The 24,473-nt window shown below is 64.2% G+C and carries 17 protein-coding genes; 5 read left to right on the top strand and 12 right to left on the bottom strand.

Annotated features, from left to right (window positions below; translation table 11 throughout):
* The first annotated feature begins 18 nt into the window (after positions 1-18).
* Genes AWB77_RS04195 through AWB77_RS04185 form a run of 3 tightly spaced genes read left to right on the top strand, consistent with a single transcriptional unit; the run spans position 19 to position 2,563 of the window.
* Positions 19-900 (top strand): metal ABC transporter solute-binding protein, encoded by an 882-nt coding sequence (locus tag AWB77_RS04195; RefSeq protein ID WP_061133063.1) that lies wholly within the window; start codon positions 19-21, stop codon positions 898-900.
* Positions 897-1,772: a metal ABC transporter ATP-binding protein gene (locus AWB77_RS04190; protein WP_061133175.1), complete on the top strand. Its 876-nt coding sequence runs from the start codon at positions 897-899 to the stop codon at positions 1,770-1,772. Before AWB77_RS04195 ends, AWB77_RS04190 begins: the two co-directional genes overlap by 4 nt.
* A gap of 2 nt (positions 1,773-1,774) precedes the next feature.
* Positions 1,775-2,563: a metal ABC transporter permease gene (locus AWB77_RS04185; RefSeq protein ID WP_061133062.1), complete on the top strand. Its 789-nt coding sequence runs from the start codon at positions 1,775-1,777 to the stop codon at positions 2,561-2,563.
* A gap of 633 nt (positions 2,564-3,196) precedes the next feature.
* Here the strand turns inward: AWB77_RS04185 and fghA are convergent.
* The 4 genes from fghA to AWB77_RS04165 form a co-directional block, all read right to left on the bottom strand.
* Entirely contained in the window at positions 3,197-4,045 is an 849-nt protein-coding gene (fghA, locus tag AWB77_RS04180; RefSeq protein ID WP_061133061.1) for an S-formylglutathione hydrolase, read from the bottom strand.
* Positions 4,046-4,059: 14 nt separating this feature from the next.
* Complete coding sequence (locus tag AWB77_RS04175) at positions 4,060-5,166, bottom strand: S-(hydroxymethyl)glutathione dehydrogenase/class III alcohol dehydrogenase (RefSeq protein ID WP_061133060.1); 1,107 nt, start codon at positions 5,164-5,166, stop codon at positions 4,060-4,062.
* A 28-nt stretch (positions 5,167-5,194) separates the two neighbouring features.
* Complete coding sequence (locus tag AWB77_RS04170) at positions 5,195-6,409, bottom strand: AGE family epimerase/isomerase (RefSeq protein WP_061133059.1); 1,215 nt, start codon at positions 6,407-6,409, stop codon at positions 5,195-5,197.
* Between the two features lie 107 nt (positions 6,410-6,516).
* Positions 6,517-7,950, bottom strand: coding sequence for a xylulokinase (locus AWB77_RS04165; protein ID WP_061133058.1), 1,434 nt, complete (start codon positions 7,948-7,950; stop codon positions 6,517-6,519).
* 334 nt (positions 7,951-8,284) lie between these two features.
* Between AWB77_RS04165 and AWB77_RS04160 the strand changes: the two genes are divergently transcribed.
* Positions 8,285-9,676 (top strand): nucleobase:cation symporter-2 family protein, encoded by a 1,392-nt coding sequence (locus AWB77_RS04160; protein WP_061133057.1) that lies wholly within the window; start codon positions 8,285-8,287, stop codon positions 9,674-9,676.
* Between the two features lie 162 nt (positions 9,677-9,838).
* Here AWB77_RS04160 and AWB77_RS04155 read toward each other — a convergent pair whose 3' ends face one another.
* The 6 genes from AWB77_RS04155 to AWB77_RS04130 form a co-directional block, all read right to left on the bottom strand.
* Positions 9,839-11,323 carry an efflux transporter outer membrane subunit gene (locus AWB77_RS04155; protein ID WP_061133174.1) on the bottom strand — a complete coding sequence of 495 codons (1,485 nt, stop codon included), beginning with the start codon at positions 11,321-11,323 and terminating at the stop codon, positions 9,839-9,841.
* 1 nt (position 11,324) lies between these two features.
* A complete protein-coding gene (locus AWB77_RS04150) occupies positions 11,325-14,504 on the bottom strand; it encodes an efflux RND transporter permease subunit (protein ID WP_061133056.1) in 3,180 nt (1,059 codons plus the stop codon).
* Between the two features lie 18 nt (positions 14,505-14,522).
* Complete coding sequence (locus AWB77_RS04145) at positions 14,523-15,698, bottom strand: efflux RND transporter periplasmic adaptor subunit (RefSeq protein ID WP_061133055.1); 1,176 nt, start codon at positions 15,696-15,698, stop codon at positions 14,523-14,525.
* A gap of 443 nt (positions 15,699-16,141) precedes the next feature.
* Entirely contained in the window at positions 16,142-17,668 is a 1,527-nt protein-coding gene (locus tag AWB77_RS04140) for an efflux transporter outer membrane subunit (protein ID WP_061133054.1), read from the bottom strand.
* A gap of 1 nt (position 17,669) precedes the next feature.
* Positions 17,670-20,840: an efflux RND transporter permease subunit gene (locus AWB77_RS04135; RefSeq protein WP_061133053.1), complete on the bottom strand. Its 3,171-nt coding sequence runs from the start codon at positions 20,838-20,840 to the stop codon at positions 17,670-17,672.
* A gap of 18 nt (positions 20,841-20,858) precedes the next feature.
* On the bottom strand, positions 20,859-22,115 hold the full coding sequence (locus AWB77_RS04130) for an efflux RND transporter periplasmic adaptor subunit (protein WP_061133052.1): 1,257 nt from the start codon (positions 22,113-22,115) through the stop codon (positions 20,859-20,861).
* Between the two features lie 449 nt (positions 22,116-22,564).
* On the opposite strand from AWB77_RS04130, the gene AWB77_RS04125 reads away from it, so the two are divergent.
* A complete protein-coding gene (locus AWB77_RS04125; protein ID WP_061133051.1) occupies positions 22,565-23,200 on the top strand; it encodes a TetR family transcriptional regulator in 636 nt (211 codons plus the stop codon).
* Between the two features lie 5 nt (positions 23,201-23,205).
* Here AWB77_RS04125 and AWB77_RS04120 read toward each other — a convergent pair whose 3' ends face one another.
* Both AWB77_RS04120 and AWB77_RS04115 read right to left on the bottom strand, forming a co-directional pair.
* Complete coding sequence (locus AWB77_RS04120; RefSeq protein ID WP_061133050.1) at positions 23,206-23,997, bottom strand: SRPBCC family protein; 792 nt, start codon at positions 23,995-23,997, stop codon at positions 23,206-23,208.
* 74 nt (positions 23,998-24,071) lie between these two features.
* Complete coding sequence (locus AWB77_RS04115) at positions 24,072-24,449, bottom strand: DUF427 domain-containing protein (RefSeq protein WP_061133049.1); 378 nt, start codon at positions 24,447-24,449, stop codon at positions 24,072-24,074.
* Positions 24,450-24,473 lie beyond the last annotated feature (24 nt).

Raw genomic sequence — 24,473 nt, 5'->3', positions numbered from 1 at the left:
CATCCAGAAAGGAAATCGATGAAATTCGCGCACGTCCTGACCTGTTTCGCCATTGCGCTCGGCTTTTGCAACGCGGCATCGGCGCAAACTGCGCGCGTGCCGGTCGTCGCCGCCGAGAATTTCTATGGCGACGTCATCCGTCAGCTCGGCGGCGATCACGTGCAGGTATCGAGCATCCTGAACAATCCCGACGAAGACCCGCATCTCTTCGAAGCCAGTCCGAAGACCGCGCGCGCGCTGCAGCACGCGGCGCTCGTCGTCTATAACGGCGCGGACTACGATCCGTGGATGGACAAGCTGCTCGCGGCATCGAAGAGCAATGACAAGCGCACGATCATCGTCGCCGCGAAGCTCGTCGGCAAGAAGGCCGGCGACAATCCGCACCTCTGGTACGACCCGGCGACGATGCCCGCCGTCGCGAAAGCGGTGAGCGCGTATCTCGTGAGCGCGGACCCGTCGCACAAGAGCGATTACGATGCGCGCCTCGCGGCCTTTCTCGCTTCGTTGAAGCCCATCGACACGACGGTCGCGCAATTGAAGTCGCATTACAAGGGCGTGCCCGTCACCGCGACCGAGCCGGTGTTCGGCTACATGGCCGATGCAATCGGCTTCGAGATGCGCAATCAGCGCTTTCAGCTCGCGTCGATGAACGAGACCGAGCCGAGCCCCGCCGACATCGCCGCGTTCGAGAAGGACTTGCGCGAGCGCCGCGTGCACGTGCTCATCTACAACAGCCAGGCGACGGGCGCGCTGACGAAGCGTCTGCTCGATGCCGCGAAGGACGCGCATGTGCCGAGCATCAGCGTGACCGAGACCTTGCCGGCGAAGAAGACGTATCAGCAATGGATGCAGTCGCAGCTCGACTCGCTCGCGGCCGCCTTGCAAGGATGGCAACGATGAACGCGACGATGCAGCCCGCGCTCGAAGTCGACCGCGTGACGCTCGCGCTCGGCGGCCGCGAGATTCTGAACGATGCGAGCTTCACGGTGAAGAACGGCGAGTTCATCGGCGTGCTCGGGCCGAACGGCGCGGGCAAGACCACGTTGATGCGCGCGCTGCTCGGACTCGTGCCCGTCGTGAGCGGAACGATTCGCGTGAACGGCGAAGCGGTCGTGCGCGGCAATCCGTCGATCGGTTATATGCCGCAGATTCGCACGGGGCTCGCGAACCGGCGCGTGCTCGGACGCGATTTCGTCGCGATGGCCGCCGACGGTCATCGCTGGGGACTGCCGCATCGCAATGCAGGTATCCGCGCGGACGTGGAGCGCGTGCTCGAGCTCGTCGGCGCGCGGCAACTGGCATCGCGTCCGCTGTCGGAGTTGTCGGGCGGCGAGCGTCAGCGTCTTCTGCTTGCGCAATGTCTGCTCGGCAATCCGCGCCTTCTGCTGCTCGACGAACCGCTCATCAGCCTCGACCCGCGGCATCAGACGGGCGTCGTCGAACTCGTGCGGCGCGTGCAGCGCGAACTGAACATCACTGTGCTGTTTTCGGCGCATGAACTCAATCCGCTGCTGAACTCGCTCGATCGCGTGCTGTATCTCGGCAGCGGGCGCGCGGCGCTCGGCACCGTCGATGAAGTGATCTCGAAGCCTGTGCTGTCGCGTCTGTATGGCTCGCCGATCGACGTGATGCGCGTGAACGGGCGCATCTTCGTGATGTCGGGCGATGTCGAGATCGACAAGCTCGATCATGCGCACGAAGAAGGCGAAGAGCACGCACACGAACACGATCATGGCCATGAGCACGATCATCACCACAGTCACGAGAAGTAACGATGTTTGAATACGATTTCATGGTGAATGCGTTCGCGGCGTCGGGCATCGTCGCGGTGCTGGCGGGCGTCGTCGGATACTTTCTCGTGCTGCGCGGGCAGACGTTCGCGGGTCATGCGTTGTCGCATGTCGGCTTTACCGGCGCGACGGGCGCGGTGTTGCTCGGCATGCCGCCGCTCTGGGGAATGGTCGGATTCACGCTCGCGGCGGGCGTCGGAATGGGCGCGCTCGGTGAGCGGCTTTCGGGCCGCGATGTGGCGATCGGCGTGATTCTTTCGCTATCGCTCGGCTTTGGGTTGCTGTTTCTGCACTTCTTCACCGCATATGCGACGCAGGCTACGGCGCTGCTCTTCGGCAACGTGCTTGGCGTGAGTCATGACACGCTCGTCGTGCTTGCGGGGCTGGCTATCGTCAGTCTGGGCGCGCTTGCGGTCATCATGCGGCCATTGCTTTTTGCGTCTTTGCAGCCGGAGCTTGCTGAGGCTAAGGGCGTGTCGTTGCGGCTCGTTTCCGTGCTGTTTCTCGCGATCACCGCGCTGGCGGTTGCGGCTTGCACGCAGATCGTCGGGGTGCTGCTCGTGTTCGCGTTGATGGTTGGGCCTGCGGCGGCAGCGCAGAATGTTACGACGCGGTTATCGTCGGGGTTGGTGCTGGCTGCGGTGTTTGCCTTGCTGCAGGCCTGGGTCGGGCTCGCACTCGCGTTTTATACCGATTGGCCTACTAGTTTCTGGATCACCATGTTGGCGGCTGTTGTTTATGGGTTTAGCTTGCTTGCGCGGCCGGGGCATTGATTGCTTCGCCGGATCCCGGTTTATTGTCGGTCTATTAGCACTGCCCCTGTGCGGGGCGGCAGTCACTTTCTTTGCTGCTGCAAAGAAAGTAACCAAAGAAAGCAGCTTCTGTCACGCCCGCGGTCATACGCACGTTGGGCAGTTCTCTCGTCCTCCGTGGCACTCGCCTAAAGAGTGCCCCCGTAAGACTCGCCGGGCTTGGCTCGCGCACGGTCTGACTAGCTAGTTTCCCTCGCGCGTTGGTTCAGCACGAAATAGCGCCGGCCCGCTTCGCAGCCGATGGGTCAAGCGGGTGCGCGCACGAAGGTGCATTCGCATGCGCTCCCTCGGTTTCCCTCGCAGACCCGACGGCAGCGCGTAGCGCGGTGCCGATGCTCTTTCGTGCTGAACCAGCGCCCGTCGCGTTACGGCTAGTCAGACCGTGCGCGATCCAAGCCCGATTGAACCTATGAGGGCGACACTTAGGCGAGTGCCACCCCGGACGAGAGAACTACCCAAACTGCGTGTGACCGCGGGCTTAGAAAAGCTGCTTTCTTTGGTTACTTTCTTTGCAGCAGCAAAGAAAGTGACTGCCGCCCCGCACAGGGGCAGTGCCAATAGACCGACAACAAAACGGGATCACCCGAAAAAAAATCATCCACACAAAACCCGAGCATGATGCGCAACATGCTCCCCGACGAAGGTCGAGATAAAGAAATACCCATGATCGTAGCCTTCGTGCCGCCGCACGACCACCTGATGCCCCGCCGAGAGCGCATTCCGCTCCAGCACCTCAGGATGCAACTGCTCGGCAAGAAACTGATCCGCGAGCCCTTGATCGACAAGGATGCCGCCTTCGAACCGTGAAGCCGCATCGCCGAGAATCAGTTCGCTCGCATCGTACTGCGCCCACGCGGACCGATCATCCCCGAGATAGCCCGTGAAAGCCTTCACGCCCCAAGGACATTGCGACGGCGCCGCAATCGGCGCAAACGCCGACACGCTCCGATAGATATCCGGATTGCGCAACGCAAGCACGAGCGCGCCATGACCGCCCATCGAATGCCCGAAGATGCCGATTCGATCCTCGCGCACCGGCAACTCCGCAAGCACCGTCTCACGCAACTCCTGCGTCACATACGAGTACATGCGATAACGCCGCGCCCAAGGCTCGCGCGTCGCATCCACATAAAAGCCCGCGCCGACGCCGAAGTCCCACGCATCCTTCTCGCCGGGAATGTCCGCGCCGCGCGGCGATGTATCCGGCGCGATCAGCGCGATGCCATGCTGGGCCGCGTACCGCTGCGCACCCGCCTTGATCGGAAACGTCTCTTCCGTGCAGGTCAGACCGGCGAGATAAAACAGCGCCGGCACCTTCGACGAAGACGCAGCAGCCGGCAGGAAAACCGAGAAGCGCATCGGCAAGCCGATCGTCTGCGAATCGTGCCGATAGATGCGCTGCACGCCGTCGAAACAACGATGTTCTTCCACGAGTTCCAGCATGGCGTCGTCCTCCCTCAATAGACCACGACGGAGCGGATCGACTCGCCCTTCTTCATCAGGTCGAAGCCATCGTTGATCTGTTCCAGCTTCAGATGATGCGTGATGAGGTCGTCGATATTGATCTTGCCTTCCATATACCAGTCGACGATCTTCGGCACATCCGTGCGTCCGCGCGCGCCGCCGAATGCCGAGCCTTTCCATTCGCGGCCGGTGACGAGCTGGAACGGACGCGTGCTGATCTCCTCGCCCGCCGCCGCCACGCCGATGATGAACGACTGACCCCAGCCCTTGTGCGTGCATTCGAGCGCCTGACGCATGAGCTTCACATTGCCGACGCATTCGAACGAATAGTCCGCGCCGCCATCGGTCAATTGCACGATGTGATCGACGACGTTCTTCACTTCCTTCGGGTTGATGAAGTGCGTCATGCCGAACTTCTTCGCAAGCTCCACGCGGCCCGGATTGATATCGACGCCGATGATCTTGTCCGCGCCCACCATCTTCGCGCCCTGAATCACGTTCAGGCCGATGCCGCCCAGCCCGAACACGACGACATTCGCGCCCGCTTCCACCTTCGCCGAATACACGACCGCGCCGACGCCCGTCGTCACGCCGCAGCCGATGTAGCAGATCTTGTCGAACGGCGCGTCCTCACGCACCTTCGCGACCGCGATCTCGGGCACGACGATGTAGTTCGAAAACGTCGACGTTCCCATGTAATGGAAGAGCGGCTTGCCACCCAGCGAGAAACGTGAAGTCGCATCGGGCATGAGGCCTTTGCCTTGCGTCGCGCGGATCTTCTGGCAGAGATTGGTCTTGCGCGACAGGCAGAACTTGCATTCGCGGCATTCCGGCGTGTAGAGCGGAATGACGTGATCGCCCTTTCTCAACGTGCCGACGCCCGGCCCGACATCGACCACGACGCCCGCGCCTTCGTGCCCGAGAATCGCCGGGAAGATGCCTTCGGGATCGGCGCCGGAGAGCGTGTAGTAATCGGTGTGGCAGATGCCCGTCGCTTTCACTTCGATCAGCACTTCACCCGCGCGCGGCCCTTCGAGATCGACTTCCTCGATCGTCAACGGCTTGCCGGCTTCCCATGCGATAGCTGCTTTGGTCTTCATCTTCGAACTCCCAAGGTTGTGATTGTCTTCAGCGCACGACGTTCAGGACTTCGTAGCATGCGCCCATTGTGTGATAGTCGGTCTTTCCCGCCGGGCTTTTCTCGTCGCTGTACTGGCGATTGTCACGCGTGAGTATGCGATACCACGCGCCCCACTTGTGATCGACGAAATGTTCCCAGCTATAGGTCCAAAGGCGGTCGTAATCGTTCCAGTAACGCGCGGCGAGCGCCGCGTCGCCGTCGCGTTGTGCGCGATCCGCAAGCAGCGCCGCCGCCGCGAACGATTCCGCCTGAACCCAGAAATACTTGTCCTCGTCGTAGAACTTGCCTTCCGTGTCGAAGCCGTAGACCATGCCGCCGTGCTCGTGATCCCACGACGACGAAAGCGCGCGGTCGAACAGTTCGCGCGCGCGCGTGACGTGCCACGCCTGCGGCCGATGACGATCGAGGATCAGCAGCAGCTTCGCCCATTCCGTCTGATGCCCCGGCTGAAATCCCCACGGCCTGAAGATATTGCTGCGATCGCCCTTGTTGTAATCCCAGTCGACCGACCAGTCCGGCTTGTAGTGCTCCCACACGAGCCCGCCCGCGAGCGCGGCCTGACGGTTCACCATGTTGTCCGCGAGCAAGGCGGCGCGATCGAGATAACGCGTCTCGTTCGTCGCTTCGAACGCGGCGAGCAGCGCCTCGCACGTGTGCATGTTCGCGTTCTGCCCGCGATAGCCGGACACCTGCCAGTCGGCGCTCGCTTCGTCCTTGTAGAGGCCGTGTTGCGCGTCCCAGAAGTGCGTCTCCATCAGGTTCCAGGTTTCGTCGAGATACGCGCGCGCTTCGTCGAAACCGGCCTCGACCGCCTTCGCATACGCGAGCACGACGAACGCGAGGCCATAGCAATGATTGGTCGCATCGGTCACGTCGCGGCCGTTCAACGTCCACGCATAACCGCCCGTGTGCGCATTGCGATGAACCGTGCGCAGGAAGTCGATGCCGTGCGCCACGCCGCCGCGATATTCATCGAGGCCGTAGTGCTTGTACGCCATCGCGTAGTTGAAGACGAAACGCGTGCTCGACACGAGATGACGCGACGTGCGGTCGTAGATCGTGCCGTCGTTCTTGTAGAAGTGATAGAAGCCGCCCGCCGGGTCCATGCAGTGCGGATGATAGAACGTCATCGTGCGCAATGCGTGATCGAGCAGAAACGCGCGCGAGCGGAAGTCGGGATGTGACGGTGAAGGTGCGGGCATGGCTGGACTCGATGTTGTCTCGACGAAGCATGCTTCGTTACCGCTCATATGAAGCGCCGCTTCATCTTCCCCGATGCGGATTGCATCGGGATTAAAGGTACGAAAGTTTAAGCGGACTCGCGCGCGTTCGTGAACCACGCTTCGTTACGGCGGTACAGATCGATGAAACGCGCGAGCCGTTCATCGAGCGATGCATCCGGCTTCGGCGTCGCGGCGAGCTTCGCCGTGGGCGCGAGCGATGCAATATCGTCGATGCGCAAACGCCCCGCCGCGATGCCGCCGAGCAGCGCCGCGCCGCGCGTCGCGGCGTTCGGGCAATCGACGGCGCGCAGTTCGACGCGCAATGCATCGGCGAGCAGCTGACGCCAGCGCGGATCGACCGAGCCGCCGCCCGCGAGCAGCATTGCATCGAGCGGCGTGCCGTTCGCGCGGATCGCGTCCACGCCCGCACGCAATGCGAATGCCACGCCCTCGAATGCCGCGCGCATGAGCGTGCCGCGCGTGTCGTCGAGGCCGAGTCCGAGCCAGCCGCCGCGCGCGTTCGGGTTCATCCACGGCGAGCGCTCGCCGCTCAGATACGGCAAGAAGCCCACGGATGCGCTCGCGGGCGCGGCGAAGGCATCGTCGTAGGCTTCGCGCCACGACGCATAGCCAAGCCAGCCGCGCACCATTTCCAGCGCGACGCCGACGTTCTGCATCGCCGCCATGCGATACCACGCGCCGGTCGCCGCGCGATAAGTATGCAGGCCATGCGCGGGCGCGAGCGCATCGGCGCACATGACGACGATCTGTCCGCCCGTGCCGGTCGTGAGAAGCGCGTCGCCGCTGGCGGACAGACCGCTGCCGAGCGCGGCGCACGGCGTATCGCCCGCGCCGGTGGCCATCGGAATGCCGGCCTTCAATCCGAGCGCGGATGCCGCCGCCGCCGACAACGCCCCGCCATTTCCATGCGATGCCGCGAGCGGCGCGAACCATTCGCGCGGCAAGCCGAGTCTGTCGATGAGCGCCTCGTCCCATTCGCCCGACGGGTGCGCGAGCGCGGTCGCGCAGGCATCGGATGCATCGGTTGCGAACGTGCCGCCCAGCTTCACGCGCAGCCAGTCCTTCGGCTGCAAGGCCCAGCGCGTTTGCGCCGCGATATGCGGTTCGTTCGAAGCGAGCCAGCGCAATAGCGGCCCCGCCATTCCGGGCGCGACGGGATTCGCTTGCGGCTCGGGCCACGCGTCGAGCAGAGCGCGGGCGCGCGTGTCGGGCCAGAGCATCGCGGGACGCAGCGCGCGGCCGTTGGCGTCGGCGGGCACGACGCCGTGCATCTGCCCGGAAAAGCCGATGCCGCGCACGGCTTCGCGCTCGTTCGCGGGCAGCCGCGAAGCTGCATCGACGAGCACGGCATACCACGCGTCGACCGATGTTTCGGCCCAGCCGGGCTGCGCGCTCGTCACGGCATAAGCCGCGCTCGACGATGCAATCTCGCGCCCGCCTTCATCGACGATGGCGAGTTTCAGGGAGCCGGTGCCGAGATCGATGCCTAGAAAACGCATGGGATTCCGAGTCTGAAAAGGCGTTAGGGAAAACGCGTAAAACCGGGGTTAACCCCGCCATCGCGCGATGAATACGAAAAATGGACTATACGCGCGGCGTGATGCACATCATAACGATCGCCCCGGAAATGCGACCCCGCGTCACGCGACGAATTTCCCTCGTTATGCGTCAAACCCCTTGTGGCAAGGGCTTTTCCACGTTTGCGCCGTTGCTGGCGCGCGAAACCCATATCGCCCCGCGAACGCGACGTATAGCGCCACGTGGTCTTGTTCATGCGTTCCGATGCACTTACCTTGGAGGCCATTCAAATGGAAGTTGATATAGGAGAGAGACATGGCTTCAAGTTCGGTGAACCCGTCCGTGCATCCGTGCGACGAACGGCTGCCCGCCGGTCAACTGCTCACGCTTGGCATCCAGCACGTTCTGGTGATGTACGCGGGCGCGGTAGCGGTGCCGCTGATTCTAGGCGCCGCGATGGGCCTGCCGAAAGACCAGGTCGCGTTTCTCATCAGCGCGGATTTGTTCTCGTGCGGCGTGGCGACGCTGATCCAGACGCTAGGACTGTGGATCTTCGGCATTCGCCTGCCCGTCATCATGGGCTGCACGTTCGCGGCCGTCGGCCCGATGGTCGCGATCGGCACCAATCCTTCGCTCGGCATTCTCGACGTCTTCGGCGCGACGATCGCGGCGGGCGTCATCGGCATCTTTCTCGCGCCGATGATCGGCAAGCTGCTGCGCTTCTTCCCGCCGGTCGTGGTGGGCACGGTGATCGCGGTGATCGGTCTGTCGCTGATGGGCGTGGGCATCAACTGGGCGGCGGGCGGCATCGGCAATCGCGAGTATGGCAATCCGGTGTTCCTGCTGCTGTCGCTCGTCGTGCTTTCGCTGATTCTGCTCATCAACAAGTTCGCGCGCGGTTTCATCGCGAATATTTCGGTGCTGCTCGGCATCGTCGCGGGCTTCGTGATCGCCGCGATGCTCGGCCGCGTCAACATGGATGGCGTCGCCCATGCGCCGTGGGTTGGCATCGTGCTGCCGTTCCACTTCGGCATGCCGCATTTCGATGCGCTCTCCGTTGCGACGATGGTCATCGTCATGTTCGTCACGTTCATCGAATCGACGGGCATGTTCCTCGCGGTCGGCGATCTCGTCGAGCGTCCGGTGGATCAGAAGGCGCTCGTGCGCGGCCTGCGTGTCGATGGTCTCGGCACGCTGATCGGCGGCATCTTCAACTCGTTTCCGCATACGTCGTTTTCGCAGAATGTCGGGCTGATCGGCGTGACGGGCGTGAAGAGCCGCTTCGTCTGCGCAACGGGCGGCGTGATTCTCGTCGTGCTCGGGCTCTTTCCGAAGATGGCGCAGGTGGTGGCGTCGGTGCCGCCGTTCGTGCTCGGCGGCGCGGGCATCGTGATGTTCGGCATGGTCGCGGCGAACGGCATCAAGACGCTGTCACGCGTGGATTTCTCGAAGAATCAGCACAATCTGTTCATCGTCGCGGTGAGTGTCGGGATGGGCATGGTGCCGGTCGTCGCGCCGAAGTTCTTCACGCAACTGCCGCATGCGCTCGAGCCGATTCTGCATAGCGGGATCCTGCTGGCGTCGGTGTCGGCGGTGGTGTTGAACATCGTGTTCAACGGCGTGCGCAAGGAACGCGATGCCGAGCGCGATGCGCGGGAAGCCGCGCATGAGTTCGAAGGCGCGGCGCATGCGGGCGACGCGCACTAATGAAGTCGTAACCCTGGAAGTGTTTGCTGGCTGACTTGCATTGAGCGCCGCGGTGAGAGCCGCGGCGTTTTTTTTATTTTTCGACGCCCGATGAGAAACGCCCCGGCCGCAGAAGGCTGCGAAGCCGGGGCGCAATGCTTCACCGAAGAGAAGGACTAAGCGTCAAGCCCCATCCACCGCCCGCGCCACATCGCCCGTCCGCTCGATCCACCCGCCGCCCAGCGCCTGATACAAGCTCACGAGATTCGCCAGCCGCTGCGTTCTCGCCGTGATGAGCGTCTGCTGTGCCGTATAGAGATCCTGCTGCGCGGTCAGTACGCCGAGATAGCTGTCGACACCTTGCCGATACCGCAGCGTCGACAAGTCCAGCCTGCGCTGCTGCGCGGCCGTATCGCGTTCGAGCGCCGCGATCTGCTGATCATAGGTGCCGCGCGCGGCGAGTCCGTCGGCGACATCGCGAAATGCCGACTGGATCGCCTTCTCGTATTGCGCGACCTCGATCTTCTTGCCGATGTTCGCGAGATCCAGATTCGCCAGGTTCTGCCCGCCCTCGAAGATCGGCAGCGTGATCGCCGGCGCGAAGCTCCACGCAGCCGAACCCGCCTTGAACAGTCCGCCGAGCGTCGGGCTCAGCGTGCCAAAGCTGCCGGTCAGCGAAATGCTAGGAAAGAACGCCGCCCGCGCCGCGCCGATATTCGCGTTGGCCGCGAGCAGATTCTGCTCCGCTTCCATGATGTCCGGCCGGCGCAGCAGCAGATCCGACGGCAATCCGGCGGGAATATCGGTGAGCAGGTTCTGACCGTCGAGCGGCATGCCGCCCGGCAAATCGCCAGGCATCGGTTCGCCGAGCAACAGCACGAGCGCGTTGACCGCCTGCGCGCGCGCACGCTCCTGCGCCTGCAGGTTCGCCGCCGCGCTTTCCATCACGGTGCGCGCCTGCGCGAGATCGAGTTCGGACGCGACGCCGTTGTCGAATTGGAGCTTCACGATGCCGAACGAATCGCTCGCGCTCTGCAACGTCTGATGCGTGACGGCGAGCAGGTCGTCGGCTTGCAGCACTTGCAGATATTGCGCCGCCACTTGCGACACGAGCGATATCTCCACCGCCTTGCGCGCATACGCCGTCGCGAAATATTTCGCGAGCGCCTGATCCTTCAGGCTCTGCACACGGCCGAACAGATCGATCTCCCACGACGCGTTCAAACCCACGGAATAGGTGTTCGAAATGGTCTGGTCGAAGAGCGACAGGTTCGACGGCGTGCGCGACTTCGACTGGCTGCCCTGCGCGGCGAGCGCCGGGAACAGCGCCGATCGCGTGATGCGGTATTGGGCCTGCGCCGCCTGCACGTTGAGCATCGCGACGCGCAGATCGCGGTTGTTCTTCAGCGCGATGTCGATGAGCCGCTGCAGACGCGCATCGACGAAGAAATCGCGCCAGCCGATATCCGCCGCGGCCACGCCGTTCGCGCTGCGCGCGCCGGCGCGCGACGCGTCCGGCTGCGTCGCATAGACGCCGCCGGCGGGGAAATTCGCCGGCACCGGCGCCGCCGGGCGCTCGTAGTTCGGCGCCATCGTGCAGCCGGCCGTCAGCGCGGCGATGGCCATCGTGGCCATTGCGGCCATCGCGATCGAGGAAAGTCTACGCATGTCAGTGTCCTTCGTTGCCCTGTTGCGCGCGATGCCGCGCGTCGTAATGCGCGAGCGCGGCGTCCGCGTCTTCCCTGTCGCCGCCGAAGCGCGCGCGCACGACAACGAAGAACATCGGCACCATGAAGATCGCGAGGAAAGTCGCGGTGAGCATCCCGCCGATGACGCCCGTGCCGATCGCGTGCTGGCTGCCCGAGCCCGCGCCGTTGCTGATTGCGAGCGGCAACGTGCCGAGAATGAACGCGAGCGAGGTCATCAGAATCGGCCGCAGACGCAGACGCGCCGCTTCCATCGCGGCCTCGATCGGTCCCATCTTTTGCGAGAGCTGCAGATCGCGCGCGAACTCGACGATCAGAATCGCGTTCTTCGCCGACAGACCCACCGTCGTCAGCAAGCCGACCTGGAAGAACACGTCGTTTTCCAGCCCGCGCAAGGACACCGCGAGCAGCGCGCCGATCACGCCGAGCGGCACGACCATGATCACGGAGAACGGAATCGACCAGCTCTCGTACAGCGCCGCGAGACACAGGAACACGACGAGAATCGAGATGCCGTAGAGAATCGGCGCCTGCGAGCCGGACTGGATCTGCTGATACGACAGCCCCGTCCATTCGTAGCCGATGCCCGCGGGCAGCTTCGCCGCGAGCGCTTCCATCGCGGCCATCGCCTGGCCGGTCGACTTGCCGGGCGACGCTACGCCCTGAATCTCGATCGACGAATGGCCGTTGTAGCGTTCGAGCTTCGGCGACCCGTAGCTCCATTCGCCCGACGCGAACGACGAGAACGGCACCATCGCGCCCGACGCATTGCGCACGTACCAGTTGCCGATGTTCTCGGGCGACATGCGGAACGGCGCGTCGCCCTGCATGTAGACCTTCTTGATGCGGCTGTCCGTGTCGAGGAAGTTGTTCACGTACTTCGACGCCCAAGCGATCGAGAACGTCTGATCGATCAGCGCCGGATCCACGCCCTGCGCGAGCGCCTTCTCGCGATCGATGTTCACCTTGAACTGCGCGGTGTCGTTCAGGCCGTTCGCACGCACCTGCGCGAGCATCGGGTCCTTCGCGGCCATTCCCAGCAGTTGCGCGCGCGCCTGCATCAGCTTGTCATGGCCGAGGCCCGCGCGATCCTGCAACTCGAAGTCGAAGCCCGACGCCGTGCCGAGTTCCGGAATCGACGGCGGATTCACCGGGAAGACGAGCGCGTTCCTGTAACCCGCGAAGCGCCCATAAGTGCGGCCGACGAGCGCCTGCACCTTTTCGTTCGCGCTCGTGCGTTTGGCGAAGTCCTTCAGGCGCACGAAGACGAGACCCGAGTTCTGGCCGCGCCCCGCGAAGCTGAAGCCGTTCACCGTGAACACCGATTCGACGACCGCGCTTTCGTCCTTGAGCAGATAGCCAGAGACATCGTCGAGCGCGCGTTGCGTCATCTCCTGCGTCGAGCCGGCGGGCGTCGCGACGAGTATGAACATCGTGCCCTGATCCTCGTCGGGCAGGAACGCCTTCGGCAGCCGCGTGAACAACAGCGCGACCGCCGCGATGATGACGATATACAGGATCAGAAAACGCCCCGAGCGCCTGATGACGTGCGCGACGCCGCTGTGATACTTCGCCTGGCTCCTCTCGAACGTGCGGTTGAACCAGCCGAAGAAGCCCGTGCGCTTTTCTTCGTGACCCATCGGCAAGGGCTTCAGAATGGTCGCGCACAGCGCGGGCGTGAGGATCATCGCGGTAAGGACGGAGAGACCCATCGCCGAGACGATCGTCAGCGAGAACTGCCGATAGATCGCGCCGACCGAGCCGCCCGTGAACGCCACCGGCACGAACACCGCCGCCAGCACCAGCGCCACGCCGACGAGCGCGCCCGTGATCTGGCTCATCGCCTTCTTCGTGGCTTCCTTCGGCGGCAGACCTTCTTCCGACATCACGCGCTCGACGTTCTCGACCACGACGATCGCATCGTCCACGAGCAGGCCGATCGCGAGCACGAGGCCGAACATCGACAGCGTGTTGATCGAAAAGCCGGCCGCTCCCATGATCGCGAACGTGCCGAGCAGCACGACCGGCACGGCGAGCGTCGGAATGAGCGTGGCGCGCAGGTTCTGCAGGAACAGATACATCACGAGGAACACGAGCACGATGGCCTCGATCAGCGTCTTCACCACGTCGGCGATCGACTGCTTGACGAACGGCGTCGTGTCGTACGGATACTTCACGACGAGGCCCGGCGGGAAGAACTTCGACAACGCGTCGATCTCCGCGCGCACCGCGTTCGCCGTCGCCAGCGCGTTCGCGCCGGTCGCGAGCTGAATGCCGAAGCCGGCGGCCGGTTTGCCGTTGTACTGCGTCTCGAAGATGTAGTTCTCGCCGCCCAGCGCGACGCGCGCGACATCCTTCAGGCGCACGCGCGAGCCGTCCTGGTTCACCTTCAGCAGCACGTTGCCGAACTGCTCGGGCGTGCGCAGGAGCGTCGCCTCGGTGATGGTCGCCTGCATCGACTGGCCGGGCACGGCGGGCGTGCCGCCAAGCTGCCCGCCCGCGACCTGCACGTTCTGCGATTGCAGCGCGTTCTGCACGTCGAGCGGCGTCAGGTTGAACTTGGTGAGCTTGTTCGGATCGAGCCAGATACGCATCGCGTATTGCGAGCCGAAGAGCGTCACGGTGCCGACGCCGTTCAGACGGCTGATCGGATCCTGAACGTTCGACGCCACGTAGTTCGCGAGGTCGTCGCGGCTCATGCTGCCGTCTTCGGACACGAACGCGAGCACGAGCAGGAAGCTGCTGCTCGACTTCGTCACGCTGATCCCGAGCTGCTGCACGACTTGCGGCAGGATCGGCGTGGCGAGCTGCAGCTTGTTCTGCACCTGGACCTGCGCGATGTCCGCGTTGGTGCCCGCCGCGAAGGTCAGCGTGACCGTGGCGGTGCCGCTGTCGTCGGAGCTCGAAGAGAGATAGAGCAGATGGTCCAGACCGCTCATCTGCTGCTCGATCACCTGCGTGACGGTGTTTTCGACGGTCTGCGCCGAAGCGCCCGGATAGGTCGCGGAAACCTGGATCGCGGGCGGTGCGATGGTCGGATACTGCGCGACCGGCAGCGTCGTCACCGACGCGAGACCCGCCAGCATCAGAATGATGGCGATCACCCACGCGAAGATCGGGCGATCGATAAAGAACTTGGCCATGAAGCGCGTCTCCCGTCCTTACGCGCTCGCGCCGCCGGAAGCGGCGGCGGGCGTTGCGGGCAGATGCGCGGGCACGGCCTTCACTGCCATGCCCGGACGGATCTTGTCGATGCCCTCGACGATCACGCGGTCGCCGGACTCCAGACCGCCATCCACGACCCAGTTCTGGCCGTGCATGCCCGATGTCACGAGCGGACGCATGGCGACCTTGCCGTCCTTGTCGACGACCATCGCGAGCGCGGTGCCCTTCTGATCGTGCGTCACGCCCTGCACGGGCACGACGAGCGCCTTCGGATTCACGCCTTCCTCGATGCGCGCGCGCACGAACATGCCCGGCAGCAGCACGCGGTCACGGTTCATGAAGACCGCCCGCACGGTCACCGATCCCGTGGATTGATCGACCGTCACGTCGCTGAATTGCAGCTTGCCCTGCTCGGGATAGACGCGGCCGTCTTCGAGAATCAGCGTGACCTTGGCGGCATTCGGGCCGTTGGTCGAAAGACGTCCTTCCTGAATCTGACGGCGCAGCTTGAGACCGTCGAGGCTCGATTGCGTGAGATCGACGTACATCGGGTCGAGCTGCTGCACGCTGACCATCAGCGTCGCCTGCGCGGCCTGCACGTAGGCGCCCGGCGTGACTTGCGAGATGCCGGCCTGGCCGGTGACGGGCGAGGTGACGTCGGTATAGCCGAGGTTGATCTGCGCGGTATCGATCGCGGCCTTCGCCGACGCGACATCCGCTTCGGCCTGACCGAGCGCGGCCACGGCGTTGTCGTAGTCCTGCTTGCTGACCGCGTTCGATGCGACCAGCACCTTGTAGCGCTCGGCCTGCGCGGTCGTCGACACGAGGTTCGCCTGCGCCTTCGCGAACGATGCCTTCGCGTTGTTCAGTTGCGCGATGAACGGCGCCGGATCGATCTTGTAGAGCCGCTGCCCCGCCTTGACGAGGCTGCCTTCGGTGAACTCGCGGCGCAGCACGATGCCGTCGACGCGCGCGCGCACCTGCGCATCGAGGAAGGCGCTCGTGCGGCCCGTGAGTTCCGCCGTGACCGGCACAGCCGCCGGTTCAATCGTGACGACGCCGACCTCGGGCGTGTGCTGCATCATCGCCGGTGGCTTTTCTTTGCAACCGGCGGCCAGCAGCACAGCCGTCGTGACACCGATGAGGCGGTATGGAATCCGTTTGAGACGCATGGAGCGCAGACCTCTGTGATAACTGAAGATGGATAGGCGGGCGGCCTCGCGTTCAGGCGAGCCGCGCGCGGCGTGCTGTCGTGCGATGCGAAAGTCGCGAATCGCGGCGCCCGGGCGTATCGTGCGGCCCGTTCGCGCTTCGGATAGGTGGCGCGCTCTCGCAAGAACGCGCTTTTTTGGGATAACTAAGTTCTGGCAGCGATCGATGGAGCGGATCGCGTCGGCACGACTTCGACAAGCAGCCGATTATAGATATCGCGCGCGGTGAGGAAGCCTAATCGACGGGCAGATTGGTGACAATTCAACGGGATTAGAAAACAAGTATTGCGGAATCGCCCAGCCGCTGACGCAGTGTTGAAGGCGCCGTACTTTCGCACGGAGCGCGCCGAAAAGAAAAAGCCCGGCACGAGGGCCGGGCTTCGTTTGCATCACATGGGAACGGGTCAGCTCGCCGCCGGAGCCGAAGCCGGCTGCGGCGCGCCTTGCGAACCGTAATCGACCGGCGCATCGGCGGGACGCACGGCGTCGCCGGAACGCTCGATCCATCCGCCGCCCATGAACTGATACAGATCGACGAGATTGGTCAGCCGGTTCAGCCGCGCCGTGATGAGCAACTGCTGCGCCTCGTACAGCGCGGTCTGCGCGGTCAGCACCGCGAGATAGCTGTCGACGCCGTTGCGATAACGCAGATCGGACAACTCCAGGCGCCGGCTCTGCGAATTCACGAAACGTTCGAGCGACTTGATCTGTTCGTCGTACGTGCCGCGCGCGGCGAGACCGTCCGCGACTTCGCGGAACGCCGTCTGGATCGCCTTCTCGTAGTTGGCGATCTCGATGCGCTTCTGCACGTTCGCGAGATCGAGATTGGCCTTGTTCTGACCGCCCTCGAAAATCGGCACCGTGATCTGCGGCGCGAACGACCACGCAGCCGACCCCGGCTTGAAGAGTCCGCCGAGCGTCGGCGACAACGTGCCGAAGCTGCCCGTCAGCGAGACGCGCGGGAAGAACGCCGCGCGCGCCGCGCCGATGTTCGCGTTGGCCGCGAGCAGCGATTGCTCCGCGGCCGCGATGTCGGGGCGGCGCGTCAGCAGATCGGACGGCAGGCCCGCCGGGATATCGGAGAGCAGGTTCTGCGTGTCGAGCGGCATGCCGGCCGGCAGATCGGCGGGCAACGGCTCGCCCACCAGCAGCACGAGCGCGTTCTCCGCCTGCGCGCGCAGACGCGACTGCGTCTGCAGGTTCGCCTGCGCCTCTTCGACCACGCCTTCGGACTGACGCAGGTCGAGCTCGGTGCCCGTGCCGTTGTCGTATTGCAGCTTCGTGATGCGGAACGACTCCTGCGCCGTCTTCAGCGTGTTTTGCGTCACGGCGAGCTGGTCGTCGTAGGCGAGCATCGTCAGATACTGGTCCGCCACCGACGACACCAGGGAGATCTCCGCCGCCTTGCGCGATTCCGCCGTCGACAGATACTGCGCGAGCGCCTGATCCTTCAGGCTGCGGATGCGCCCGAAGAAGTCGATTTCCCAAGACGCGTTCAATCCGACCGAGTACTCGTTCGAGATCGTATTGCCGAAGAACGACAGATTCTTCGGCGTGCGCTGCTTGCTTTGCGACGCGGCGGCATCGAGCGTCGGGAACAGGCCGGCGCGCGTGATCTGATATTGCGCACGCGCGGCATCGACGTTGAGCACCGAGACGCGCAGGTCGCGGTTGTTCTTCAGCGCGAGCTCGACGATCTTCTGCAGACGCGCATCGGCGAAAAAGTCGCGCCAGCCGATGTCCGGCGCGCTCTGTCCGTTCGCGCTGCGGCCGTTGCTCGCGCTCGAACTCGCGTCCGGCTGGTGCGCGTACACGCCGCCTTCCGGAAACGTCTGCGCGACGGACTCGGGCGGGCGCTCGTACTTCGGCTGGAGCGTGCAGCCTGCGGCGAAAACCGCCACGGCGGCCGCGATCAAGGAATGTTTAAGCATTTCAATGTCCTTCCTTATCGGAGCCATGCGGACCTTCGATTTCGCCCGACGAGCCCGGCGCCGGCACGTCCTTGCTCTTACTGAACTTCGAGATCACGACGAAGAACATCGGGATCATGAAGATGGCGAGGAAGGTCGCGGTCAGCATCCCGCCGATCACGCCGGTGCCGATCGCGTGCTGGCTCGCCGAGCCCGCGCCGTTACTGATCGCGAGCGGCAGCACGCCGAGAATGAACGCGAGCGACGTCATCAGGATCGGGCGCAGCCGCAGGCGCGCGGCCTCCATCGCCGCTTCCACCGTCGACATGCCCTGCATCCTCAGTTCGCGCGCGAATTCGACGATCAGAATCGCGTTCTTCGCCGACAGGCCCACGGTCGTCAATAGGCCGACCTGGAAGAACACGTCGTTCTCCAGACCGCGCAGCGTCGCGGCGAGGAGCGCGCCGAGCACGCCGAGCGGCACCACCATGATGACCGAGAACGGAATCGACCAGCTCTCGTAAAGCGCCGCAAGACACAGGAACACGACGAGGATCGAGATGCCGTAGAGAATCGGCGCCTGCGAGCCCGACTGGCGCTCCTGATACGACAGCCCCGTCCACTCGTAGCCGATGCCCGCCGGCAGTTTCGCCGCGATCGCTTCCATCGCCGTCATCGCCTGACCGGTCGACTTGCCCGGTGCGGCCGCGCCCTGGATTTCCATCGCCGAGATGCCGTTGTAGCGTTCGAGCTTCGGCGAGCCGTAGATCCAGTTGCCCGTCGCGAACGCGCCGAACGGCACGATCGTTCCGGCGCCATTGCGCACGTACCACTTGTTCAGGTCTTCCGGACTCATGCGGAACGGTGCGTCGCCCTGCACGTAGACTTTCTTGATCCGGTTGTCGACGTCGAGGAAGTTGTTCACGTACTGCGACGCCCACGCGATCGAGAATGTCTGATCGATGTCGGAGATCGCGACGCCGAGCGCGCTCGCTTTCTCGCGATCGACATTCACCTTGAACTGCGGCGTGTCGTTCAGACCGTTCGGACGCACCTGCGCGAGCGTCGGATCCTTCGCGGCCATGCCGAGCAGCATGTTCCGTGCTTCCATCAGTTTCGCGTGGCCGAGGCCGCCGCGATCCTGAAGTTCGAAGTCGAAGCCCGCCGCCGTGCCGAGTTCGGGAATCGATGGCGGATTGACCGGGAAGATCGTCGCATCCTTGTACGGCGCGAAGTGCATGAACATGCGCCCGACGAGCGCCTGCACCTTCTGGTCGGTGTGCTGGCGATCCGCGTAGTCCTTCATCCGCACGAACACGAGACCGGAGTTCTGGCCGCGTCCTGCAAATGAGAAGCCGTTCACCGTGAACACCGATTCGACGATCGACTTTTCGTCCTTCAGCAGGTAGTCCTGCACGTCCTTCAGCACGTGCGCGGTGTATTCCTGCGTGGAGCCGGCCGGCGCCTGCACGAGCACGAACATCGTGCCCTGGTCTTCATCGGGCAGGAACGACTTCGGCAGACGCAGAAACAGCATGCCCACCGCGACGATCACGACGATATAGATGATGAGCCAGCGGCCCGAGCGCCGGATGACATGCCGCACGCCGCTGTGATACTTCTCCTGACTCTTGTTGAAGTTGCGGTTGAACCACCCGAAAAAGCCCTTCTTCTCCGGCTGATGACCTTCCGGATGCGGCTTCAGGATCGTCGCGCACAGCGCCGGCGTGAGAATCAGCGCGACCATCACCGACAGCACCATCGCAGCGACGATCGTGAGCGAGAACTGTCGATAGATCGCGCCGACCGAGCCGCCCGAGAACGCCACCGGCACGAACACCGCCGACAGCACGAGCGCCACGCCGACCAGCGCGCCGGTGATCTGGCCCATCGCTTTGCGCGTGGCTTCGCGCGGCGATAAGTGCTCCTCCGACATCACCCGCTCGACGTTCTCCACGACCACGATCGCATCGTCGACGAGCAGGCCGATCGCGAGCACGAGACCGAACATCGATAGCGTGTTGATCGAAAAGCCCACCGCCGACATGATCGCGAACGTGCCGAGCAGAACGACCGGCACCGCGATCGTCGGGATGATCGTCGCCCGCAGGTTCTGCAGGAACAGATACATCACGAGGAACACGAGCACGATACCTTCGATCAGCGTCTTGACCACTTCCTCGATCGACAGGCGCACGAACGGCGTCGTGTCGTACGGATACTTCACGACGAGGCCATGCGGGAAGTAGCGCGACAGGTCGTCGATTTTCTGGCGCACGAGCTTCGCGGTCTGCAGCGCGTTCGCGCCCGTCGCGAGCTGAATGCCGAAGCCGGCCGTCGGCTGCCCGTTGTACTTGGTGTCGAAGTTGTAGTTCTCGCCGCCGAGCTCGATCCTCGAGACATCCTTCAGCAGCACGCGCGAGCCGTCCTGATTCACCTTCAGCAGGATGTTGCCGAACTGCTCGGGCGTGCGCAGCAGCGTCGCTTCCGTGATGGTCGCCTGCAGCATCTGTCCCGGCACCGCCGGCGTGCCGCCGAGCGAGCCCGCCGCCACCTGCACGTTCTGATTGCTGATGGCGTTTTTCACGTCGACGGGCGTGAGCGAAAAGTTCGTGAGCTTGGTCGCATCGAGCCAGACGCGCATCGCGTACTGCGAGCCGAAGAGCGTCGTCGTGCCGACGCCGTCGATACGCGAAAGCGGATCGGCCACGTTCGACGCCACGTAGTTCGCGAGGTCGTACTTGCTCATGCTGCCGTCTTCGGACACGAACGCGAGCACGAGCAGGAAGCTCGAACTCGACTTCGTCACCTTCGTGCCCAGCTGCTGCACAACTTGGGGAAGCAGCGGCGTCGCGAGCTGCAGCTTGTTCTGCACCTGCACCTGCGCGATGTCCGGATTCGTGCCCGCGGCGAACGTCAGCGTGACGGTGGCCGTGCCCGAGTCATCGGATGTCGACGACAGATACAGCAAGTGGTCGAGGCCGGTCATCTGCTGCTCGATCACCTGCGTCACCGTGTTTTCGACGGTGCTCGCCGATGCGCCCGGATACGACGCGCTGATCTGGATCGCGGGCGGCGCGATGGTCGGATACTGCGCGATCGGCAGCGTGAAGATCGACGCCATCCCCGCCAGCATCAGGATGATCGCGATCACCCACGCGAAGATCGGTCGATCGATAAAAAACTTTGCCATGTAACAGGCTCCCTTTTATTACGCGCCCGACGCAGCGGATGCGGCCGACGCGGCTTGCGCGCCGCTCGCGCCACTGCCACCACTGACGCCGCTCGCGGTGCCCGGCGCGGATGCCGCCTGCGCGTCCGAAGCCGGATACGGGAATTTCGCGTCGACCGGCTTCACCTGCATGCCGGGCTTCGCCTTCTCGACGCCGTTCACGATCACGCGATCGCCCGGATTCAGCCCGCTGTCGACGACCCAGTTGTTGCCGAAGGTGCCGCCGGTGACGAGCTGGCGCAGTTCGACCTTGTCGTCCTTGTTGACGACGAGCGCGGTCGGCGTGCCCTTCTGGTCATGCGTGATGCCGATCTGCGGCACGACGAGCGCGTGGTCGTTCATGCCTTCCTGGATGCGCGCGCGCACGAACATGCCCGGCAGAAGCACGCGATCCTTGTTCTGGAAAATGGCGCGCACGGTGACCGAACCGGTGCTCTGATCGACGCTCACGTCGGAGAATTGCAGCTTGCCCTGCTCGGTATAAGTGCGGCCGTCTTCGAGCACGAGCGTGACCTTCGCGGCGTGAATGCCTTCGGTCTGCAGGCGGCCTTCCTGAATCTGCCGGCGCAACTGAAGACCTTCGACGCTCGATTGCGTCAGATCGACGTAGATCGGATCGAGCTGCTGCACGGTCGTGAGCAGCGTCGCGGCGCTCGCCTGGACATACGCGCCGGGCGTGACCTGCGACAGACCCGTGCGGCCGGTGATCGGCGAGACGACGTCGGTGTAGCCGAGATTGATCTGCGCCGTATCGACCGATGCCTTGCCCGCCGCGACATCCGCGACGGCCTGGCCTTGCGCGGCGACGGCGTTATCGTAGTCCTGCTTCGACACGGCGTTGGCCGCGACGAGAATCTTGTAACGCGCGACGAGCGCATTCTGCGACGCGACGTTCGCCTGCGCCTTCGCGAGCGTGGCCTTCGCGTTGTTCAGCGCCGCGATGTACGGCGCCGGATCGATCTTGTAGAGCCGCTGGCCGGCCTTGACCTCGGAGCCTTCCGTGAATTCGCGGCGCAGCACGATGCCGTCGACGCGCGCGCGCACTTGCGCCACGAGATAGGCGTTGGTGCGGCCCGGCAGGTCGACTACGACCGGCACGCTCGTCGGCTGCACGGTCACGATGCCCACTTCGGGCGTTTGCGGCGGAGGTGCTGACTGTTTTTGCCCGCACGCTGCCAGGAACACGGCAGCCGTCGCGGCGGTGATTAAGCGGAATGGAACCCGTTCGACGCGCATGGAGCGACCTCTGTCTGAGACTGAGAGTGAAATTGGGTGCGCGGCGGGCCTTCCCCGGGCAACGCCGCGCACGAGCATCCGTAAGGACGCTGCGAATACACCAACTTGTCCGACGAGTGAGCGGCGCCGCCAGGAGCGGCCGGCGCCTTCATGCCCGTGCGCGACGCTCGGAGGCGTCGCCCGTGGCCAGCAGGACGGCCGGAACGGGCAATGGAGACGAAAGCTTATTCGAAAACCGCCCGTCGGATGAATTTGTGAATATTCGTAAACGGGTGGTATTGTATATACATTCACGAATGAATGTAAAAAACCGTACGTGTTTATCCCCATTGGAGGCGAGGAAAAATCGCTCGGGGAATCGATTACGGTCGACGAATCTTCGACAAAGCCGCTTGTAAGCGGCTCTTAAACGGCAGCAAGCAGGAGCACACGGCCACCGGCCGGACGATATGGTCAGACGAACCAAGGAAGAAGCGCAGGCGACGCGCAATCGCGTCCTCGACGCGGCAGAGCGCGTCTTCTATGAGAAAGGCGTGTCGCGCACGACGCTCGCGGACATCGCGCAGGCGGCGGGCGTCACGCGCGGCGCGATTTACTGGCACTTCGCCAACAAGGGCGATCTCTTCAACGCGATGTTCGACCGCAGTCTTCTGCCGCTCGACGAGCTCATCGAAACCACACTCGACGGCAAGGAAGAAGACCCGCTCGCGCGTCTTCGGGAACTGTTCGTCTGGTGCATGCGCAATATCACGACCGACGAGCAGCGCCGCCGCGTCTTCGACATCCTGTTCATGAAATGCGAGTTCGTCGAGGAAATGGGACCGGTGCGCGAGCGGCATCAGAACAACATGCGCGACGGCATGGAACGCATCGAGCGCGCGCTGCGCAATGCGGTCGAGAAAAAGCAGCTTCCCGCGACGCTCGATACGAATCGCGCAACGACGATGCTCCACTGCCTCTTCACCGGCATCCTGCGCGATTCGCTGATGCTGCCGGATCTCGTCCATCCGGAGCGCGACGCCGAAGCGCTCATCGACGCCTGCTTCGACGCCTTGCGCTGCAGTCCGTCATTGCTGATGCAGTAACGACGTCACGTCCCGACGTGCTGCGCGAAATAGGCGAAGAGCGCGATGCACACGAGCATCGCCGCCCACGCCCAAACCGGCAGGCCAAGCGGATGCGGATCGTGGGAATGATCGCGCTCGCGATGCACGAAGCCGTGTCCGTGCAGCCGATGCCGCAGCACGCCGCTCGCGTGGGCATCGGCGGAACGCGCGCCCGGCCGACGCGAAAACGCCACCGACATCGCCGCCGACATCGCGCCGGGCCGCAGGAACACATGACGGCGCGCGGCGCCCTCGCCCGCCGCGCGCATCGACGGCAAGCCGTGCTTCGCGCGCACCACTTCGCAGAATTCGGCGAAGAAATCGTCGGCGCCCTCGCGCAGCGCGTTCTCGATCTGGCGCGCTGGCAAGCCGGCGAGTGGTCCGGAGACGGTCGCCCAGACGGTGTATTCGATCCAGGTTGCGGCGCCGTCGTCGTCCGGATTCAGCGCGACGGCGATCTGCCCGCGCAACGAGCCGACGCCTTCGCCGCGCGCCTTGAAGCTCAGCGTGCGCGCGTAGACGGTGTCGGCGGATTCGGTGTCGTCAGGCGGGACATGCGCTGCCTGACGCGTGCGCCCGGCGGCATGCGCGCGGATTTCATAGCGCGCCCGCAGCGCGCCGAGCGGCACGATCAGCGTGAGAACATATTCGCCGGCGGGCGTGCACGTGAACGATTCGCAATTGTCGAGGCTCGCGCGCAGCAGCGTGAGATCGGAAAGCGCTTCCCGGACGTGCGCCGGATCGAGCGGAACGCACAACGCATCGGTGACTTCCATTCGAGCCTCCGGACCGGGAATCGCATGCGTTCGTTATGAATGAGCGGATGTGCGGTGTCTGTTCGCCCGCGCGCCTAAGACGTTTCGTCGATGCGATCGACGCGCGACACGTAGAACGCGAGATAGCCCTTGATCTTCACGGCGGCATCGAGCGGTGATTCGTAACTCCATGCGGCGTTTTCGACCGGACCGTCTTCGGTCAGCAGATGATAGTGCGTGGCCTCGCCCTTGGTCGGGCAATGCGTCGTGTGAATGGAGCGCTCGAGGCGTGCCATGTTGACATCGGCGCGCGGAAAGTAATGCACCTTTTCCGCGCCCTGCTCGATGAGCGTGAAGGACGCGTGCGTGTCGGCATAAGTCACGCCCTGATGGATCACGCGGCAGCGCCGGCCGTTCGGCGTGATCTCGATGTGATGCGCCGTTTCGTGCCCGTCGTTCAGTTCCGTGCCCATCGTGCTGCCCCTCCCGCGTGAGAA

Origin of the sequence: Caballeronia fortuita, from assembly GCF_001544835.2 — a bacterium.
In the GTDB taxonomy this organism is placed as follows: Bacteria; Pseudomonadota; Gammaproteobacteria; order Burkholderiales; family Burkholderiaceae; genus Caballeronia; species Caballeronia fortuita.
Note: the sequence above shows the minus strand (reverse complement) of the source record. Positions and strands in the feature narration are given on the sequence as shown.

What these genes read in the sequence shown, in the direction of transcription:
- AWB77_RS04140 (WP_061133054.1), bottom strand. Translation starts at nt 17,668, where the DNA reads ATGCTTAAACATTCCTTGATCGCGGCCGCCGTGGCGGTTTTCGCCGCA.
- AWB77_RS04190 (WP_061133175.1), top strand. Translation starts at nt 897, where the DNA reads ATGAACGCGACGATGCAGCCCGCGCTCGAAGTCGACCGCGTGACGCTC.
- AWB77_RS04120 (WP_061133050.1), bottom strand. Translation starts at nt 23,997, where the DNA reads ATGGAAGTCACCGATGCGTTGTGCGTTCCGCTCGATCCGGCGCACGTC.
- AWB77_RS04155 (WP_061133174.1), bottom strand. Translation starts at nt 11,323, where the DNA reads ATGCGTAGACTTTCCTCGATCGCGATGGCCGCAATGGCCACGATGGCC.
- AWB77_RS04115 (WP_061133049.1), bottom strand. Translation starts at nt 24,449, where the DNA reads ATGGGCACGGAACTGAACGACGGGCACGAAACGGCGCATCACATCGAG.
- AWB77_RS04135 (WP_061133053.1), bottom strand. Translation starts at nt 20,840, where the DNA reads ATGGCAAAGTTTTTTATCGATCGACCGATCTTCGCGTGGGTGATCGCG.
- AWB77_RS04145 (WP_061133055.1), bottom strand. Translation starts at nt 15,698, where the DNA reads ATGCGTCTCAAACGGATTCCATACCGCCTCATCGGTGTCACGACGGCT.
- AWB77_RS04160 (WP_061133057.1), top strand. Translation starts at nt 8,285, where the DNA reads ATGGCTTCAAGTTCGGTGAACCCGTCCGTGCATCCGTGCGACGAACGG.
- AWB77_RS04150 (WP_061133056.1), bottom strand. Translation starts at nt 14,504, where the DNA reads ATGGCCAAGTTCTTTATCGATCGCCCGATCTTCGCGTGGGTGATCGCC.
- AWB77_RS04175 (WP_061133060.1), bottom strand. Translation starts at nt 5,166, where the DNA reads ATGAAGACCAAAGCAGCTATCGCATGGGAAGCCGGCAAGCCGTTGACG.
- AWB77_RS04165 (WP_061133058.1), bottom strand. Translation starts at nt 7,950, where the DNA reads ATGCGTTTTCTAGGCATCGATCTCGGCACCGGCTCCCTGAAACTCGCC.
- AWB77_RS04185 (WP_061133062.1), top strand. Translation starts at nt 1,775, where the DNA reads ATGTTTGAATACGATTTCATGGTGAATGCGTTCGCGGCGTCGGGCATC.
- AWB77_RS04130 (WP_061133052.1), bottom strand. Translation starts at nt 22,115, where the DNA reads ATGCGCGTCGAACGGGTTCCATTCCGCTTAATCACCGCCGCGACGGCT.
- AWB77_RS04195 (WP_061133063.1), top strand. Translation starts at nt 19, where the DNA reads ATGAAATTCGCGCACGTCCTGACCTGTTTCGCCATTGCGCTCGGCTTT.
- AWB77_RS04170 (WP_061133059.1), bottom strand. Translation starts at nt 6,409, where the DNA reads ATGCCCGCACCTTCACCGTCACATCCCGACTTCCGCTCGCGCGCGTTT.
- AWB77_RS04125 (WP_061133051.1), top strand. Translation starts at nt 22,565, where the DNA reads ATGGTCAGACGAACCAAGGAAGAAGCGCAGGCGACGCGCAATCGCGTC.
- fghA (WP_061133061.1), bottom strand. Translation starts at nt 4,045, where the DNA reads ATGCTGGAACTCGTGGAAGAACATCGTTGTTTCGACGGCGTGCAGCGC.